At 39.5% G+C, this 2,252-nt stretch carries 2 protein-coding genes and 1 pseudogene; 2 read left to right on the forward strand and 1 reads right to left on the reverse strand.

The window, feature by feature from the left end:
• A pseudogene (locus tag PLEUR7319_RS33590) lies at positions 1 to 655 on the forward strand (transposase); the annotation flags it as partial.
• Here PLEUR7319_RS33590 and PLEUR7319_RS41145 read toward each other — a convergent pair.
• Entirely contained in the window at positions 632 to 799 is a 168-nt protein-coding gene (locus tag PLEUR7319_RS41145; protein WP_019503186.1) for a hypothetical protein, read from the reverse strand. The pseudogene PLEUR7319_RS33590 and the gene PLEUR7319_RS41145 overlap by 24 nt on opposite strands.
• Before the next feature lie 102 nt (positions 800 to 901).
• Between PLEUR7319_RS41145 and PLEUR7319_RS33595 the strand changes: the two genes are divergently transcribed.
• On the forward strand, positions 902 to 2,206 hold the full coding sequence (locus tag PLEUR7319_RS33595) for a Piwi domain-containing protein (protein WP_051044347.1): 1,305 nt from the start codon (positions 902 to 904) through the stop codon (positions 2,204 to 2,206).
• Positions 2,207 to 2,252 lie beyond the last annotated feature (46 nt).

Raw genomic sequence — 2,252 nt, forward strand, 5'->3', positions numbered from 1 at the left:
TTTCGAGCGGGGGATACTCGTTCGAGAAAAGAAATAGAAGACCAACTAGGCGCGCAGTATTCGGGAATCATTATCTCCGATGATTTCAGCGTGTACAATGGCTATCCGGTCGCAGCACAACAAAAATAGTCAGGCTCACTTACGTCGTCACTGTCAAAGACTCATGAAAACACCAGGAATTGACAATGGATCAATGGGACTAGCTTTGACCGAAATTGTGGATTCTGCTTTTCGACAACATCGATTATGGCGTGAAAATAATCATCGGCAGCAATATCTCGATTCTACTACGCAATTAAAAACTCAAATCAATTTAGCTTTGAGTAAGTGGAGTGAGAAGGCAGGTTATGAAGCTGGTAAATTATTACGGAATTTGAAATTAAAAGCAGACCAATGGTGGTATTTCTTAGACCATCCAGAAATTTCGCCTGATAACAATCTCGCCGAACGTGCTTTAAGATTGGCAGTCACTAAACGAAAAATAAGTGGTGGTTCTCGCAGCATGACACGATTTCAAGATACAGCTAATTTATTGAGTGTGATTCAAACCTGCCGTTTTCAGGGTCGCTCTGTGATGGATTTTTTCACTCAAGCTTTATTGGCAACTATCGGTGTTATCGATCGCCCTTCTTTAATCCCTCAATTTAGTACCTGAATTCTTACCATATTCTGACTCAAAATCTGACCAAGGAATTAACTCTGCCATAATTACCCATCGGTTTTCTGATGACAACTTACTTTCAAAGGGTAATTCAAAATTTTCTGGGGTAAGCTCCGACTGGCTAGTTTTACGGTACATTTGTTCTTGCTCAGATAAGTGCAAGGGTCTTTTACCAATTTTAGGGGTTTTTCGCCATTTTTACTTAACTTTTTTCTGCGCCTAAAATCCTTATAACCTTTATTGGCTCAAGGTTGTCAAGTTATTCAGCAAACCCTAAATAGTGAACAATATCCAGATTTGTTTTGGAAACCTCAGACAAAATTAGAAGACACCTTGGTGCTTTTTGGCAATAACGTTACCAGCACTAGAGGTAGAACATTAAGTGGACTGTATAAGGGTGGTGTTTATCGTCGCCATCAAGAATTTTTAAATCCAGCGAGAAAGATTCGCTTGGGAATACTCAATTTTTCAAACGTTGACTATGAGGCTTTTTATTATGGTTTACGGCAAGAATTTGAAAAACAGAAGACTAATACATTTCAACTTACTCTGTCTGAAGAAAATATTAGAAAAGCATCCTTAGAAGATTTATCCACCACAGAAGCCAAGGTCAAAGTTCAGACTTTAGTTGATGAGGTCTTACAAGTACCTATTGATTTGGTTTTAGTCTTCCTGCCACAAAGCGATCGCGCCCAAGATGACAGTGGTGGCGATAGTATTTATGCCTGGGTTTATCGTCGTCTGTTACGTCGAAGAGTAGCTAGTCAGAAAATATATGAAAAGACCCTACGCGAAAAACCTAGAATGGTTTCTCAAAATATTGTACTGGGGATTTTAGCTAAATTAGGCAACCTACCATTTATTTTGGCAGAATCCCTATCCATCGCTGATTACTTTATTGGATTGGATATTTCTCGAAAGCCTAAGAAGAATGGCAAGGGCAGTATCAATGCTTGTGCCAGCCTTCGTTTGTACAACACCAGAGGAGAGTTTATTCGCTATCAAATAGCCAGTGATTCGCTAACCGAAGGTGAAGAAATACCTGGAACAATACTACAGGACTTTTTGCCTATCAAAGATTTTAGAAACAAAAAGGTACTAATCTACCGCGATGGTTTATTTCGAGGTGATGAAATTAAAAATCTTGTGGCATGGAGAGATGCGATCAACTCCGAATTTATCTTTGTTGAATGTGCCAAATCTCAAATTCCCCGCCTGCATAACTTATCTAATCAAAAATTACAGCATCCAACGCGAGGACTAGCACTGTTTTTATCGCCTCGCGAAGCAATTTTGGTAACAACTCAAGTTCCGCCAAGAATAGGTCTTCCCAGACCACTACGTCTGCGAGTAAGAGAAGAAGGCGCAGCTGTTGATCTTAAAACTTTGGTAGATACAACTTTAAAACTAACTTTGCTTCATCATGGCTCATTAAAAGACCCTCGTTTGCCAATACCGTTATTTGGCGCGGATCGTATTGCCTATCGTAGATTACAAGGCATTTATCCAGGTGAGCTTGAAGGAAACAAACAATACTGGCTGTAACTTTTTAAAAGGAATAAAACCTTAGGGCGAACGCATCTTAAATTGA

The organism is Pleurocapsa sp. PCC 7319, assembly GCF_000332195.1.
Taxonomy (GTDB): Bacteria; Cyanobacteriota; Cyanobacteriia; order Cyanobacteriales; family Xenococcaceae; genus Waterburya.